Source organism: Anaerosolibacter sp. (assembly GCF_029240175.1).
Lineage (GTDB): Bacteria > Bacillota > Clostridia > Peptostreptococcales > Thermotaleaceae > Anaerosolibacter.
The window spans coordinates 178,968-194,649 of the sequence record NZ_JARBTM010000016.1 but is presented as its reverse complement, the minus strand read 5'-3'; the positions used below and the strand labels follow the sequence as shown (position 1 = coordinate 194,649).

Below are 15,682 nucleotides of genomic sequence, written 5' to 3'. Positions count from 1 at the left end.
ATTAAGAAAATCTTAAGATTTATATAAAGAGTTTGTTAAGATTTGATTGGTATTATTACCTTAGAACAAATAATAAAGGGGTGATATAATTATGTACAAATTCATATACAGGAGTGATCTTTTGTGAACATATTGGTTTGTGATGATGATAAGGCGATTGTAGATGCCATAGAAATTTATTTAGTAAATGAAGGCTATAAAATATTTAAAGCTTCTAACGGAATGGAAGCCATAGAAATCATCGAGGAGAATGAGATTCATCTTATTATCATGGATGTCATGATGCCGAAAATGGATGGACTAAGAGCTACCATGAAGATCAGAGAAGAAAATAATATACCAGTGATCATGCTTTCTGCTAAATCTGAAGATACGGATAAAATCATGGGATTAAATATGGGAGCGGACGATTATGTGACCAAGCCCTTTAATCCACTGGAGTTGATTGCGAGGGTGAAGTCTCAGCTGAGAAGATATACAACATTAGGAAGTCTTGAAACCAAGACCAATGTATATAAAACGGGTGGGCTGGTGATTGATGATGAGAGTAAGACGATCACTGTCGATGGCGATGAGGTTCATCTTACGCCGGTGCAATATAAGATATTAAAGCTGCTGACTGCCAATGCGGGCAGGGTGTTTTCCATAGAGGAAATCTATGAGAAGGTATGGAAGGAAACAGCCTTTAGTCCAGAAAATACTGTGACAGTGCATATAAGAAAAATCAGAGAGAAAATTGAAATCAATCCGAAAGAGCCAAAATATTTGAAGGTGGTGTGGGGAATTGGATACAAAGTTGAAAAATTATAGCCATTCAGTGGCAACAAAAATTATTGTCTTTATCATGGTGATTCTATGCTTCACAGGTGCAATCACACAATTTGTAAATGTGGTGGTATTAAATGATGGTGATTTTGACACTGTTTTTCAAGAGGATTACTTTCTCAGTCGGGCATATATAAGAGAAACTGAGAAAGTTTTGAGTGATCTGAAAAGACTCATCAGTGAATATAAAAATGAAGAGCACATTTTAAGCGGCGGATCCATTACAGAAGAGGAACTGAGAGGTGAGGAGGACAATTTATTTTTAGACTTTCAAAGTAACTCTAGAAGCTATAATCCTGAATTAAGCCAAGAGGCGAACTATGAAAAGTTTAAAGAAATCTATGCAGACAAAATTACTCAGGCAAGGGATAGGATGATAAAGAATGATTTGCGAGAATATCATTTACTGCTGCAAAGGGTAGAAGAGTATAAAGATCTTTTATATTATATCAGTGATGGTGAAACTGTATTTACCAATAGTACAAAGACAGAGAAGGAGCACTTTATAACATACCCATCTTATATGGTGTTCGAAGAATATACACAAGAGATTTACCCAGAAGAAATCAAAAAAAATGAACGTTATTATTGGATTACACCTAGTATTGATCAATTAGATCAGGAAAGTGATGTGGCGTATATTGCTTTTACAGAAGCATTCTTAAATCCTAAAATCAAAGAGTGGAAGGAAGATAAAATAGTTGCCACCAAAGGGTTATATAGATTAGCAGGGTTCCTATTAGGATTAATACTATCGTTTATATATTTGGTACTGGTGATCGGAAGGGAATCCTTTAAAGACAAAGAGGTCCATTTGAATACAATAGACAGACTATATAATGATGTGAATCTAGGTCTATGCTTAGGACTGATAGGTCTGTGGATTGGACTGGTGGATGAGATAGGTACACAAAATATCCAAAAATGGATTATTCCAATAACGATACCAATTGCTACATTAGGATTACTCTTCGTTCTATCATTGGTGAAGCACTTTAAAAATAGAACAGTGCTAAAGCATACTTTGGTGTATAGATTTTTCTATAATATATTTAAATTTATAAAGGATGTATATGACAGCGGAAGTGTGGGTGTAAAGCTTGTGCTGATTGTCATTGGATATCCCCTGCTGATTGCCCTAACGTTCTTTATGTTTCCGGTAACTATAGGGATAGCGGGTTGGTTTGCGCTTAAGAGAATCAAGGCATTTAATGCCATAAAAGAAGGGGTAGAGCGGATCAAGGCGGGAGATATTCACCATACCATAGATGTAGAAGGAAATGGAGAATTCGGGAGACTTGCTGCCAATATCAACAGCATCGCCGATGGTCTGAAAAATGCAGTGGATAATGAACTGAAAAGCGAGCGTTTAAAAACAGAGCTGATCACCAATGTATCCCATGACATAAGGACACCGTTAACTTCCATTATCACCTATGTTGATCTATTGAAACAAGAAACAGATCCATCAAAGGTAGAAGAATATATAGAAGTACTGGATCAAAAATCTCAAAGGCTAAAAACGCTAACCGATGATTTGTTTGAAGCAGCAAAGGCCTCCAGTGGAAGTATTCCAGTAAACTTCGAGCGAATAGATATCGTATCCTTGATGACCCAGGGCTTAGGAGAACTAAATGATAAAATCGAAGATTTAGCATTAGATTTTAGGATGAATTATCCGAAGGAGAAGGTATATATTACAGCTGATGGAAAACTGTTGTGGAGGGCCATAGAGAATTTATTGTCCAATATATTTAAATATGCCCTTAGCGGATCAAGGGTATATATAGATATTGAAGATTTAGGCAGTGAAATAGTACTCAGCATCAAAAATATTTCAGCCTATGAGTTAAATATTTCAGCTGATGAACTGATGGAGCGCTTTAAAAGAGGAGATGAATCCAGAAGCAGTCAAGGCAGTGGATTAGGATTGTCCATAGCGAAAAGCCTGATTGATATGCAAAAGGGAAAATTTTATATACAGGTAGATGGAGATCTATTTAAGACGATGATCTATATGCCTAAAAATAAATAAAGCAACGAGTAATGCAATCAGTTTTAGAAAAACCTGAGGAAGGAGAAGAGGGTATCAAGGTGATATCCTCTGATTTTTTATTTAATAGGAAAGTTCTCCTTTCCTAAGAATAGTTTGGCGAAATATAGGAAGAAATTCTATCAGAAGAAGGATATAATAGTGTTAGATATGCTAAGGGAAGGGGATAAAAGTATTGCAGAATGAAGAAAAGTGGAATGCAGTAATGAATAACAATGAGCATTACGATGGGCTGTTCTTCTATGCTGTTAAGACAACAAAGATTTTTTGCCGACCATCATGCAAAGCAAAAGTCCCTTTAAGAAAAAACACCCTGTTCTTTAGCAGTGCAGATGAGGCTTTAAAAGAAGGGTTTAGACCTTGCAAGATGTGTAGACCCGACATAAATAACCCTGTATTTGATCCCAATAAAGAGTTAACAAAAAAGGTGAAACAAGAACTAGATAACAGCTATAATAAAGATTTTAGTGTTGATGATATCGCCCAAAAGCTTGGTTTAAGTGAAAGACATTTAATGAGGCTTTTTAAGGCGTACTATGGTGTTACGCCAAAGGAATACATCCGAGGCAAAAGAATTAGCAAGTCAAAAATTCTCTTAAAAGATACCAGCAAAGATATTATTGACATTGCATATGAGGTAGGGTTTAAGAGTATATCTATTTTTTACAAATGTTTTAAAAAGCAGACAGGTATTACACCAAAACAGTATAGAACGAATCGTTGTATTCGCCAAAAATGACAAGCAATAAAGAAACTATTGAAATATGTTGATTTGGAGATTTAATACCAGAAATACTATAGGGGGACATTCATATGAAAACTGTATTTGCACCAGGATGTGCTTTATTCATTTATAAACCTGAGCTTGGAAGAAAAGTGTTAGATTTTTTGAAGCGCTATTTAGGCGATATCAACGAACACGTAACTTGCTGCAGGCATGAACCAAACTTAGAGAAAGAAACACAAATCATAAATACTTGTGCTGGCTGTGATCGAAGGTATAGGCAGCTTTATGAAGGTATATCAACGATTTCTCTTTGGGAAGTGCTGGCTGATAGCGAGTCGTTTCCTTTTCCAGATTATCATGGCAAAGAAATGGCCATACTTGATGCCTGTCCTACCCGTGATCAAGAAAGGGTGCATAATGCCATAAGAACTTTGCTAAAAAGAATGAATATTACAGTGGTTGAGCCACAAAACACCAGAACAAAGAGTACCTGCTGTGGAGACAGCTTTTATGGGATTCTACCTGTGGAAGAGGTTAAAGAACAAATGAAGAAACGGGCTGCTGAAATGCCTGCGGAAGATGTGGTTGTCTATTGTGTATCGTGCTGCAAATCCATGCATATAGGGGGGAAAAGGCCTAGATATTTAGTGGATCTGCTATTTGGAGAAGAAACAGAGATAGGCACATTTGAGCCCGATGAATGGCATAAAGAGCTGGAGGATTTTATAAATGAACATTAAGCGTGAAAGTGTGTAGTATGTAGATTTCTTTAATAGGAAAAGTTGATATGAAAGAGGCTTTTACAGGATAAACATTAGAAAATTGGGGGTGCAATTGGTTCATGTATAAAAAGATACTTATTGATAAAAGTGAAATAAATTCATTGAAAAGTAAAGATGATAACATGAAGCTGCTGATTGATTCTATTGGTGAAATAAATAGGGAATACATTCCTGACCCTTTTGTTGCCCTGGTGAATAGCATCGTATTTCAGCAATTGGCTTATAAAGCAGCCATTTCCATATGGAATAAATTTGAACAATTTATTGGAGATATAACGCCCGATCATATACTGAATGCAAGCTTTGAATCATTAAGAGAATGTGGCCTGTCAAAAACCAAAATAAGCTACATAAAAAATATCGCAGAAGCTGTAAAAAGAAAGGAATTAAATTTTAGTAATTTTGAAAGGATGTCAGACGAAGAGATTATTGAGAAACTTGTTAGAATAAAAGGAATCGGTACTTGGACAGGGGAAATGTTTTTGATTTTTTCCTTAAATCGAAAAGACATTATGAGTTACAAGGATTTGGGAATAAGAAAAGGATTAAAGTGGCTGTACAACATGAAAGAAGAACCAACGGCGGAGCAGTTCGAAAAGTTTAAGAATAGATTTTCTCCAAACAATACATTGGCATCCTTCTATTTATGGGAAATAACCATTAGGAATTATTTTAAATATGAGAACATTGAACAGGTCGTATGTAAAAATAACGTAACCTACTTTGATTCACCCATAGGACTGCTAGAAATTCAGTCTATTGAAGGAGAGATCACTGGCTTGAGCTTTCTTGAAGAAAGGAGATATGATGAAAAGGTAGAACCCATATTAGAAGAAGCGAAAAAGCAGCTGGAAGAGTATTTTTATGGAGAAAGAAAAACATTTGATTTGCCAATAAAAATGAGTGGAACTGATTTTCAAAATACAGTTTGGCAGGAACTTACTAAAATTCCATATGGAAAAACTTTATCCTATGGAGCTATAGCTGCATCCATAGGAAATGAAAAAGCACATAGGGCTGTGGGAAATGCAAACAATAAAAATAGGATAGCAATCGTTATACCTTGCCACAGAGTAGTAGGCAGCAGTGGAAAACTAGTAGGGTATGCAGGCGGATTAGAGCGCAAAAAATGGCTTTTGGAGCATGAAAAAGCTATCAAATAAACCGCCTGATAAATCAAAAATACGGGAGTGTTTTAATGAAGTTTTGTTTTCGAAGGATGATACGAGTTATTTTAATAGGATATTCGATGCTGTTAAGTTATTGGATGATTTTTGGCTTTGGAAGGATAGCGCGGGCAGATTATATGTATAATTTAAAGCCATTTCATACAATCAATCAATACCTGCATATTAATAATTTTAATCCCAATATATGGATCGTTAACCTAGCAGGAAACATTGGTGTTTTTGTCCCCTTTGGCATACTGATTCCCCTGACTTTTGGTGGACGATACATGAAGTTGTTGGGTACATTTTTAAGTGGCTTATTTGTATTAGAGGTCTTGCAGTTAATTACGAAAAGGGGAAGCTTTGATATTGATGATTTCATTCTGAATACCATCGGCGTTACCATTGGATATGGCATCTATAGGATGGCTATGGGATGGGTTGATTCAGAAAAGCTGTAATCAGCAGACGAGGGCCATGCCCCTCTGTTTGATAGAGAATAAGGAGATAGAAAATGCAGAAGGGTAGAAGACTTCTTATGATTATGTTAATACTTGTTTTATTAGCTGTATTTTTTTATTTAGAAAACAATCTGATTGAGATTACCAATCAAGAAATACGATCAAGTAAGTTACCAAAGGCCTTTGACGGATATACAATTGTGCATCTATCCGATCTCCACAACAAGTCCTTTGGAAGAGAACAGAGAAATCTGATAGAGAAGATACAGAAATTAAATCCAAACATGATTGCTATCACGGGAGATTTAATAGATCGCAGACGATATAATGAAGATCCAGCCATGGTTCTTATTCAAGGGGCTGTAAAGATTGCGCCCACCTATTACGTGACGGGAAATCACGAACTATGGTCTGGAAAATTTGGCGATTTTGAGATTAGGCTCAGAAATAGTGGCGTTCATGTCTTAAGAGATAAATACGAGACAATTGAAAAAGAAAATCAGTTGCTCCACATACTAGGGGTAGACGATACAGCCAAGTATGGTAGGTCTTATGGTGAAAATGAAGAAAGACTTTCTTTGTTTTCAGAGGCTCTTAAGCAGATGACACATGAGATAAACGAGGAGGAATTTAAGATACTGTTAGCCCATCGGCCAGAAAAAATGCCTATCTATACCGATGAAAAAGTTGACTTGGTTCTCAGTGGACATGTCCATGGCGGGCAGATTCGTATGCCGTTTCTAGGCGGGATTGTAGCGCCAGATCAAGGCGTTTTCCCTAAATATGCTGAAGGGGTATATCGTGATCGCAGTACAACCATGGTTGTTAGCAGGGGACTAGGCAATAGTATTTTCCCCCAGCGCCTATTCAATCGGCCGGAGATTGTTGTGATCAAACTGCAAAGGGAAGAGGGTAAATGAATCATCTATAATAAATTTCGTTTATTAGGGATGATTCATTTTCTTATTTATATGGTATAATTTTCCTAAAATACTGAATAGAGAGGGTATGGATGAAGATGAAAATCGTATATCGCCTGCTGCTTGTCTTGCATGGATTTGTGGGGATTGGGGCCATTGCTGGGGGATGGGCTGCTATGATGAACCCGATGGAGCCTTTAGGTGCACCAGTAGATATGTTGAAAAATTCGCCTTTCGATAATTTTTTTATACCGGGAATTATCCTATTCAGTGTAATCGGCCTTGGGAATATCCTTAGTGCTTTAACGATCCTTTTTAAGTCAAAATATCAAGGCTATATAAGCAGTGTATTTGGTTGGGCATTGGTCATTTGGATTGTTGTACAATGCATCATGATTCAAGGGATTCATTTTCTGCATATCTTATTTTTTATTATTGGCCTTGTTCAAGGCGGTTTGGCTGCAACGATTCTGTTTAAGGAAAGCCTATTTCCAGCAAATATTTTGATAGCTTACTATAAGCAAGCTGAAAAAGAAGCACATGAGGAGTAGGAAAAGTATTAGGATAGATAATGGTTTGAGGAGGAAATATGTCAAATTATCGGTTTATAAAGGATTATAAAAAGAATGATCACTATCGAGTATCATTTAATAAATTAGCGAAAGAAACCTTCGGCATAGACTTTGAGGATTGGTATCAACAAGGATTTTGGAATGATCATTACATTTGCTACAGTTATATAAAAGATGATGAGATTATTGCCAATGTTTCATTGAGTACCATGGAACTTATCATGGAGGGAAAAAAAGAGAAGGCCATTCAGATCGGAACGGTAATGACAGCCCCTGAATATAGAAGGCAAGGTTTGGCCTATGGGTTGATGACAAAAATATTTGAAGATTATGATCAAAACTATGAATTATACTTTTTGGCAGCTGACGATGAAGCTGTACCACTTTATGAAAAATGTGGTTTTAAGCCGAATGAAGAGAACCTATATGTCATTGATTTAACTGGGTACAAACGGATAGAAAGGCCTTTAGAGCCCACAAATGTTCCTCCAAAAATGATGCTAGAGATTAAAAAACAATCTCAGCCGCTATCTAGCACTTTATCAGCCGAAGGAGCCGAACATGTACTTATGTTCTACTATACATTAGGGTTTAAAAACGCCATTTACCGTCTTGAAGATGATGTTTATACCATCTTTGAGATCGATGGGAATCAATTGCATCTGTATGATATTCTGTCACCACAAAAAATAAACTTACAAGAAATAATTGAAAAAATCACGCCAAAGGGTATTGAGACGATATTTTGCCACTTTACACCAGATCAGCCGATTAAGAATCTAAAGGTCTCAATAGATCCATCCAGCAATTGGATGGTTAGAACTACTTCAAACAAAAGGTTTCCAGAACGAGCACGATTTCCGAGAATTTCCCAAACCTAAAAATGTTTAAAATGAGTGGGCCTTCTTCCAAGCATCTATGTACTGGGATTATATCATGGAATAAATTGGAATAGAGCAGATGAGTATCTTTTACTTTGGCATAAACGATAGAATCAGGTATCTTTTTATAACAGTATTCTATGAGGGAAAGACTAGATAAGGAATCAGTAAAATTAGGACACAGGAGGTACTTAAATTGAAAATAGTAATCAATAAGATTAGCAAGATGAGCGAGGACAGTATCGTTGAATTTTCAACAGAACTAGGCAGTGGAAAGGCAGCTTGGAATGGGTATCGCAAGCCGGAGCAAGGAAAGCAATACGATGTTGAGTATGATATTACCGATACGTTAAGATGGGGAAAAGATGTTTTTTTAAGCAAGGAACGAAATTTCAAGATGTTTATAAAGCAAGGAACGACTTTTATTATAGGGGTTTTAGAAAAGGTATCCAGTGATGGTTTTGCAGATTTACGATTCGGGAAGAGTTTAATTCAATTGGAGATAGAAGGTAAGAATCTACCAAAAGGCCAATATGTTGAAGTAAAAGCAGATAGTCTAGAAGTATATGATGCAAATTATTAGGTGTGGGAGGGAATTGAACAGAATAAAAAGATAATCGTTATGATCATGATGGTTTTCATGACGATCAATCTATTAACAAAGTCATAGGAACTTCTTGCTTTCTTTGAACGTCTAACATCTAGCAATGGATATGGTGGTGTGTGAGGAGGGAGAGATCCGATGAAAAAAAGAAGTTTAATTGCTCTCACTATCTGTTTATTTTTGATGTTGCCCCAGATAGCAAATGCCTGCTGGATATATCTAACAGTGGACGAATTGGTAGAAAAGTCTGATGTGATTCTCATCGGGGAGGTTGTCGACCGGCTAGGAGGGTCAATGAAGGCCGATAGTGTGAATTATAATAAATGGAAGGTAAGGGTTCATTACTATATAAAAGGAGAAACAAAGGATTCTGAAGTTATTGTGGGAACTCCTGATGAAAGAACGAGCCTACATTATGATCTAAATGCCAATGGAGATCAAGTGCTGTTATTCCTGAGGCAGGATGGCAGCTACTATCTTCCCCATTCACCTCAGGCCGTGGTGGCCATAGCCTTTGACCAAAATAGGATAGAAGTAGGAAAAGACATTTCCGGTGAAAAATTACTGGAATGGATGGAGATCAATAACCAAAACATAAGTCCTGAAGACCAGGAAGAACTAGAGAAATATTTATCTAGCAGAGAATTGATCAGTGGTGTAGATCGAGGGGAGACAAATAACAGTGTTCAAAAGGATATTAAAACAATAGGTGGATTTGCTTTCGTTGGCGTATCGAGCATGATATTTTTCATTATGAGGAAAAGACGAGGAAGAGATAGTATACGATGAGTTGACACAAAGATGGGCAATGCGTATAATAATGTTGAATAGGATTAAATTCTAAGAAAGGGCAAGGTACTAGCAGAGATGATTATATAATTCACTTCAAGTATTTGAATAAAAGAAAAATCCACCTAGGGTCTAATATAAAGGCTTTATTATCATGGATTTTTCTAAACTTGTGAGTGGATAGTGTTTCAATAACTGCTTATAGCTTGTGGAAATTATATTGTACAGCCTTAATGAGCCACGGAATCCTTGTGCCTAAAAACAATTGAGATTACAGGTGGATTCATATAGGTTGTTATATAGTTATGACGCTATCCCTCCAGACATCAAGGAGGGTTTTTTTATGCAATTAATAGAGTGCAACAATGTGAAAAAGTATTTTGGAGATAGACTGGTATTGTCTATAGAGAGCTTAAAGGTTTATGCTGAAGACAGAATAGGTATTGTCGGTGTAAATGGTGCAGGGAAAACTACGTTAATGAATATCCTTAGCCAAAGATTATCACCGGATGAAGGATTGGTTAAGCTTCATGGAAGTTATGGATTTATATCCCAGTTAGAAGAGCCAGAATATAGCTGTATCAGTGCTGAAATGGCATCTAGATTCAATGTTTCAGAAGTCTGGTATGAGCATATGAGTGGAGGGGAGAAGACCAGATTCAAGCTCGCCCAAAGTCTGAATCATGATCATCCCTTGCTCTTTGCAGATGAACCCACCAGCAACGTGGATATGGAGGGGATAGAATTGATGGAGGCCAGGCTAGAAGAATTTAAAGGGGCACTGATCCTCATATCCCATGATCGAAGCTTCTTAGATAAGTTGTGTAACAAGATACTAGAGATTGAAGATGGTAAGATAAAAATATACAATGGCAATTACAGCGACTATCAAATACAGAAGATGGAGGAGCGAGAAAGAGCTCAATTTGAATATGAGCAGTTTATAAAGGAAAAGAAACGACTGGAAGAGGTCATTGATGACACAAAAAGTAAAATAAAGAGTATGAGAAAAACACCGAAAAGAATGGGTAATTCCGAGGCAAGGCTTCATAAGATGGGAAATCAAAAGGCCAAGGCCAATCTTGATAAAGCGGTGAAAAGTGTTGAATCGAGGATCGAGCATTTAGCGGTGAGGGAAAAGCCAAAGAAACAAGGGGTGATTAAGCTGGACGTGGAGGATGTTCGTAAGCTCCACAGCAAAGTCATCATAGAAGGTCAAAGTATAAGCAAGGTTTTTGGTGAAAAGGTTATATTTGAGGGCGCTGAGTTTCGTATTCATAATGGTGCGAAAGCAGCGCTGCTTGGCCCCAATGGTTGTGGGAAAAGCACCCTGATAAAAATGATTATGAACAGAGATCCTGCCATAAGAATTGCTCAAGGTGCAAAAATAGGATATTTTAGCCAGGATTTGAATATTCTCGAAGAAAACTTAACCATACTAGAAAATGTTATGAAGAGTAGCATATATCAGGAAACCTTTGTTAGGGTACTCCTGGCCAGGTTGTTATTTAAAGGAGAAGATGTCTATAAAAGGGTACAGGTACTAAGCGGCGGAGAGCGTGTAAAAGCTGCATTTGCCAAAATACTGGTACAGGATATAAATCTACTCATCTTAGACGAACCCACAAACTTTATGGATATCGCCTCTCTTGAAGTAATAGAGGAAGCCCTCGCTGAATATGATAGAACTTTACTGTTTGTTTCCCATGATAGAAGCTTTGTAAGCGCCGTGGCAGATCATATCATGACCATAGAAAAGCAAAAAATAAGAATATTTGAGGGAAGTTATCAGGAGTATCTGGAGCGTCTAAATAAACCACTTGATGATCAGAAGGAACTTGAACAGCGGATCTCTATATTGGAAAACCGCTTATCAGAACTCATCGGGAGATTGTCTATGCCATCCAAGAAGGATAATATAGCAGACTTAGATAAGGAGTATTATGAAGCATTGGGAGAACTAAACAAGCTGAAGGAAAATCTTAAAGCGTAGGCTATTTTGAGGAAGTTTTGCGTAGATGATTGGTGAAAGATGCGGATAGGGTAAGCTGCTAAATGTGATAAAAAGTTAATGTGAAATTCGCAAAGGATATTATATAATAGAAGATGCTGGAAATATTGATAAACAGCATGAAATCAATCATGAAGGGGCTTAAAAAGCATATGGGAGCGAATAGATTGACAGAAGGAAGTATATGGCGGGCATTGGTGAAGCTTTCACTGCCGATCATGAGTACATCCTTTGTACAGATGGCATATAATATGACCGATATGATATGGATTGGCAGGATAGGAAGTAAAGCCGTTGCCAGCGTTGGAACAGCAGGATTTTTCACATGGCTGGCCATGGCATTTATATTGATACCTAAAATAGGGGCAGAGGTGGGCGTTGCGCAATCCACAGGAAAGAAGGATGTTGATGCCACAAAGCATCATATTGTGAATGCCTTACAAATTGGCATCGTATTGGCCCTTGTATACAGCGTGCCTCTTATTTTGTTTAAGGATCAGTTGATAGGATTTTTTAACTTGGGAGATCCAGAAGTTATCAGCATGGCGAAGACCTATCTCGTCATTATCGCTTTTGGCATGATATTTAACTTCATGAATCCTATATTTACTGCGATTCTCAATGGGTATGGAAATAGCAGTACACCGTTTGCTATTAATGTGATCGGATTGGCTGCAAATATGATTCTTGATCCTGTGTTGATCTTTGGTATAGGACCATTCCCTGCCATGGGTGTTGCAGGAGCTGCTATCGCCACAGTGGGGGCCCAGTTCTTAGTAATGCTGGTGTTTCTGCTAAAAATCAAGAAGATAATGCCTTTGTTTAAAGAAATCAATATTGTTCAGAAACCTGATCAAGAGAAAATAAAGGCTATTTTTAAGTTAGGGATTCCCGTAGCACTGCAGAGCGGTTGTTTCACGATCTTTGCCATGATTATCGCAAGAATTATCGCCCAATGGGGACCAACTGCCATTGCGGTGCAGAAGATAGGCTCCCAGATAGAGGCGGTTTCTTGGATGACAGCAGGCGGTTTTTCTACTGCTTTGAGTGCATTCGTAGGCCAAAACTATGGGGCAGGAAAGTATGATAGAATCTATAAAGGATACTTTGTGGCCATGGGAATTGTTGGCGCCATAGGGGTTTTTACAACAGCTCTTTTGATCTTTGGCGCTCAGCCGATCTTTTCCATCTTTATTCGAGAAGAAGAGGCTATAAAGTATGGTGTCGTGTATCTAAAGATATTGGGATTGTCACAGTTTTTCATGTGTATGGAAATAGCCACTGCTGGTGCATTTAACGGATTAGGCAAGACCATACCTCCTGCTATCATAGGCATTGTATTGAATGCATTGAGAATCCCGGCTGCAATGATTTTATCCAATGAAAACCTGTTGGGTTTAAATGGTGTATGGTGGAGTATCAGCATGAGCAGCGTATTGAAGGGAATGATTTTAACCACTTGGTTTGCCCTATATCTCAGTAGAAATTATAAACCCATGAGGGTAGCGGCAAAGTCTGCCTAGAAAGAGAGATTTTTTAGAGCGTGTAAAGATACATATTCGTAGAAAATTGCGCAGCAAAGCCGCGCAAGGTTGAGGCTAAGGTTAAGGTTGTAGGGAACAGATTTATCTGTTCCCTGTAGGGGCACGGGTTTCCCCGCCCGAAGACCACAGATACCAACCTACCTGTCATTCTGAACATCGTGAAGGATCTGGATATAGGGTTTTTGAGATGCTTCGCTGCGCTCATCATGACATGGAATATTACATTATTCTAACTGCTCGGTATTCTTACAAATATTAGGCGAACACTGTTCGCCGCTACGGGTTTAACCTTAACCTCAACCTTAGCCTATGCGACATTTATGTCGCATCATTTATTTATTACGTATTAATCGCCTGCATGTAAAACATGCAGGCGATTTTGTATGCAGCAAAAATATTACCGAAATAGAAATTTGGGATCTTCATAAACTTTAAAATACACATATAGATTTAAGCTTAATTTAAGGTTTGATATAGATTTAAGCTTAATTTAAGGTTTGGCCTGTAGAATAAGATCAGACAACGGGACAGGGGAGAATGAATGTTTAACCATGTTCACATGAGGACAGCAGGAGGGAAGCTATATGAAATTTTTTAGAGATATGAAATTAGGTTTGAAAATTGGGTTACTGTCATTAAGTTTTTTTATTTTTCTTGTGGCGGTAGGTGCTGCTTCTATTCAGCAAGTATCTAGTGTGAATGCCAAGCTGATGGAATTAAATGACGCTAGGTTGATACCTATTGTGAAGCTGGAGAACATAAAGTCAGACATAGAATACATACGGGCCCAGTCAAATTCTCTTTTAGATGCAGGCAGTGACGACAGCATAAAAAGGCCCATACAAGAAGATATTGAGGTCCGTGCCGCGGCGGCAGCACAAAAGCTAGAAGCGTTTAAAGATCAAGAGATCTACGAAGCATTGATAGAAAGCTTTAACGATTTTATGGCAGCAAAGGATAGGTTTATGAAAACAGCTGGGGTGGGGGCTACCCTGGGAACAGAGCAGGAGGCTGGCGGCCCACCAAGTGAAATGATGAATTATGATAAATCTAGAAAAGCTGTTGAAGTGGTCTTCTCCATAACGAATATAGCGAACGCTTCAAAAGAAGTATCAATGACGATTCAGGATTTAGATCAATCTTCTAGGAAGATTGGAGATATTATTCTAATGATCACCTCCATAGCGGAACAAACGAATCTGCTGGCACTGAATGCTGCCATTGAGGCTGCCCGTGCAGGGGAAGCAGGGAGAGGTTTCCACGTAGTTGCAGAGGAAATTCGAAAGTTGGCCGATGCCAGCAAAAATGCTGGAAGGGAGATTTCGGAGCTGGTAAAGGAAAATCAGTTGAAATCCGCTTCAGCGGTAAGTTCAGTTCATGTCGTAGAGGATAAAGTAGCCCTAGGTGTCAGCAAAGCTTCTGAGGCAGGGAAAAGTATCGCCAATATCATGGAGAATATTGAAAACATCGTAAGGCAGATAGAGGAAATTGATAATGCCAATGAAAAACAGGCATCCAATGCAAAGGAAATGGAGAAGGCGATACGGGGTATGGCAGCTACTTCCAGCGAAATTGCAGATGGAACCGAGAATATAAGTGCAAGCATAGAAGAGCAGCTAAGTACCATGATAGAAATTGAAAGCACCACAGAACAGCTTTCAGAAATGGCGAAGCGTTTATGTCAGTTAACTTCGGGATTTATCGTGTAAAAAACAACATGTTGAATGATAAAGATAGAAGTTTTATAGACAAGATGGTTAGATTTTGTTGAAAAGTGGGTAAGAACATATCAAATTGATGACTCACTATGAAAGGGGAAATAGCCATGAAGCAAAATGAATTAGACATTATCAAACAAGCCATACTCAACGAGATAGAAGGATTTGAATTCTATAAGATGGCTGCCAAACAGGCGGGCAGTAGAGAAAGCCAAGAAGCTTTCAATGAATTGGCTGAAGAAGAATTCAAGCATGCAGAGTATCTAAGGGAACTTTTTGATCAGATGAAGGATGGAAAAGAGGACGATATCACTTTATCCTTTTTGTCAGAAGTTCCATCCCCTAAAATCTTTGATTGGGACAGAATAGACAATAAATCTGCCAGCCTTGCATTGTCTGTATTTGGTATTGGGGTTCAAATGGAGAAAGCATCCATAGACTTCTATGAGGAAGCGAAAAACAATACCCAGTATGAGGCAGCTAGAAAGTTATTTGATATATTGCTTCATTGGGAAAATGTACATTTAGAACAATTCACTACCCAATATAATCGGTATAAGGAAGAATGGTGGAATGACCAAGGTTATGCGCCATTCTAAACGATACATTAGATTTACTAAAAAAGC

Annotated in this window: 15 protein-coding genes; all 15 read left to right on the top strand. The window is 37.9% G+C overall.

Annotated elements, in window-relative coordinates; genetic code table 11:
* Window positions 1-123: 123 nt before the first annotated feature.
* The 15 genes from K0R93_RS12785 to K0R93_RS12710 all read left to right on the top strand — a co-directional run bounded on the left by K0R93_RS12785 (window position 124) and on the right by K0R93_RS12710 (window position 15,655).
* Window positions 124-810, top strand: a complete 687-nt coding sequence (locus K0R93_RS12785; RefSeq protein ID WP_300301918.1) for a response regulator transcription factor — start codon at window positions 124-126, stop codon at window positions 808-810.
* Window positions 785-2,860: a sensor histidine kinase gene (locus K0R93_RS12780; RefSeq protein ID WP_300301916.1), complete on the top strand. Its 2,076-nt coding sequence runs from the start codon at window positions 785-787 to the stop codon at window positions 2,858-2,860. Before K0R93_RS12785 ends, K0R93_RS12780 begins: the two co-directional genes overlap by 26 nt.
* 193 nt (window positions 2,861-3,053) lie before the next feature.
* The gene (locus K0R93_RS12775; protein WP_300301914.1) at window positions 3,054-3,617 is read left to right on the top strand and encodes a bifunctional transcriptional activator/DNA repair enzyme AdaA; all 564 of its coding nucleotides are present in this window, start codon (window positions 3,054-3,056) and stop codon (window positions 3,615-3,617) included.
* Window positions 3,618-3,691: 74 nt separating this feature from the next.
* Window positions 3,692-4,345 (top strand): (Fe-S)-binding protein, encoded by a 654-nt coding sequence (locus tag K0R93_RS12770; RefSeq protein WP_300301911.1) that lies wholly within the window; start codon window positions 3,692-3,694, stop codon window positions 4,343-4,345.
* A gap of 101 nt (window positions 4,346-4,446) precedes the next feature.
* On the top strand, window positions 4,447-5,550 hold the full coding sequence (locus K0R93_RS19145; protein WP_330685158.1) for a methylated-DNA--[protein]-cysteine S-methyltransferase: 1,104 nt from the start codon (window positions 4,447-4,449) through the stop codon (window positions 5,548-5,550).
* A 35-nt stretch (window positions 5,551-5,585) separates the two neighbouring features.
* Window positions 5,586-6,017: a VanZ family protein gene (locus K0R93_RS12755; protein ID WP_300301909.1), complete on the top strand. Its 432-nt coding sequence runs from the start codon at window positions 5,586-5,588 to the stop codon at window positions 6,015-6,017.
* Window positions 6,018-6,070: 53 nt separating this feature from the next.
* Window positions 6,071-6,937, top strand: a complete 867-nt coding sequence (locus K0R93_RS12750; RefSeq protein WP_300301906.1) for a metallophosphoesterase — start codon at window positions 6,071-6,073, stop codon at window positions 6,935-6,937.
* Window positions 6,938-7,029: 92 nt separating this feature from the next.
* Complete coding sequence (locus K0R93_RS12745) at window positions 7,030-7,488, top strand: hypothetical protein (protein ID WP_300301904.1); 459 nt, start codon at window positions 7,030-7,032, stop codon at window positions 7,486-7,488.
* A 38-nt stretch (window positions 7,489-7,526) separates the two neighbouring features.
* Window positions 7,527-8,390 (top strand): GNAT family N-acetyltransferase, encoded by an 864-nt coding sequence (locus tag K0R93_RS12740; RefSeq protein WP_300301902.1) that lies wholly within the window; start codon window positions 7,527-7,529, stop codon window positions 8,388-8,390.
* A 196-nt stretch (window positions 8,391-8,586) separates the two neighbouring features.
* Entirely contained in the window at window positions 8,587-8,973 is a 387-nt protein-coding gene (locus K0R93_RS12735; protein ID WP_300301900.1) for a hypothetical protein, read from the top strand.
* Window positions 8,974-9,132: 159 nt separating this feature from the next.
* Window positions 9,133-9,783 (top strand): hypothetical protein, encoded by a 651-nt coding sequence (locus K0R93_RS12730; protein ID WP_300301898.1) that lies wholly within the window; start codon window positions 9,133-9,135, stop codon window positions 9,781-9,783.
* A 343-nt stretch (window positions 9,784-10,126) separates the two neighbouring features.
* Window positions 10,127-11,776, top strand: coding sequence for a ribosomal protection-like ABC-F family protein (gene abc-f / locus K0R93_RS12725; RefSeq protein ID WP_300301896.1), 1,650 nt, complete (start codon window positions 10,127-10,129; stop codon window positions 11,774-11,776).
* 170 nt (window positions 11,777-11,946) lie between these two features.
* Window positions 11,947-13,317, top strand: coding sequence for an MATE family efflux transporter (locus K0R93_RS12720; protein WP_300301894.1), 1,371 nt, complete (start codon window positions 11,947-11,949; stop codon window positions 13,315-13,317).
* Window positions 13,318-13,922: 605 nt separating this feature from the next.
* Window positions 13,923-15,047, top strand: a complete 1,125-nt coding sequence (locus K0R93_RS12715) for a methyl-accepting chemotaxis protein (protein WP_300301892.1) — start codon at window positions 13,923-13,925, stop codon at window positions 15,045-15,047.
* A gap of 116 nt (window positions 15,048-15,163) precedes the next feature.
* Window positions 15,164-15,655, top strand: coding sequence for a ferritin-like domain-containing protein (locus K0R93_RS12710; RefSeq protein WP_300301890.1), 492 nt, complete (start codon window positions 15,164-15,166; stop codon window positions 15,653-15,655).
* The last annotated feature ends 27 nt before the right edge of the window (window positions 15,656-15,682 follow it).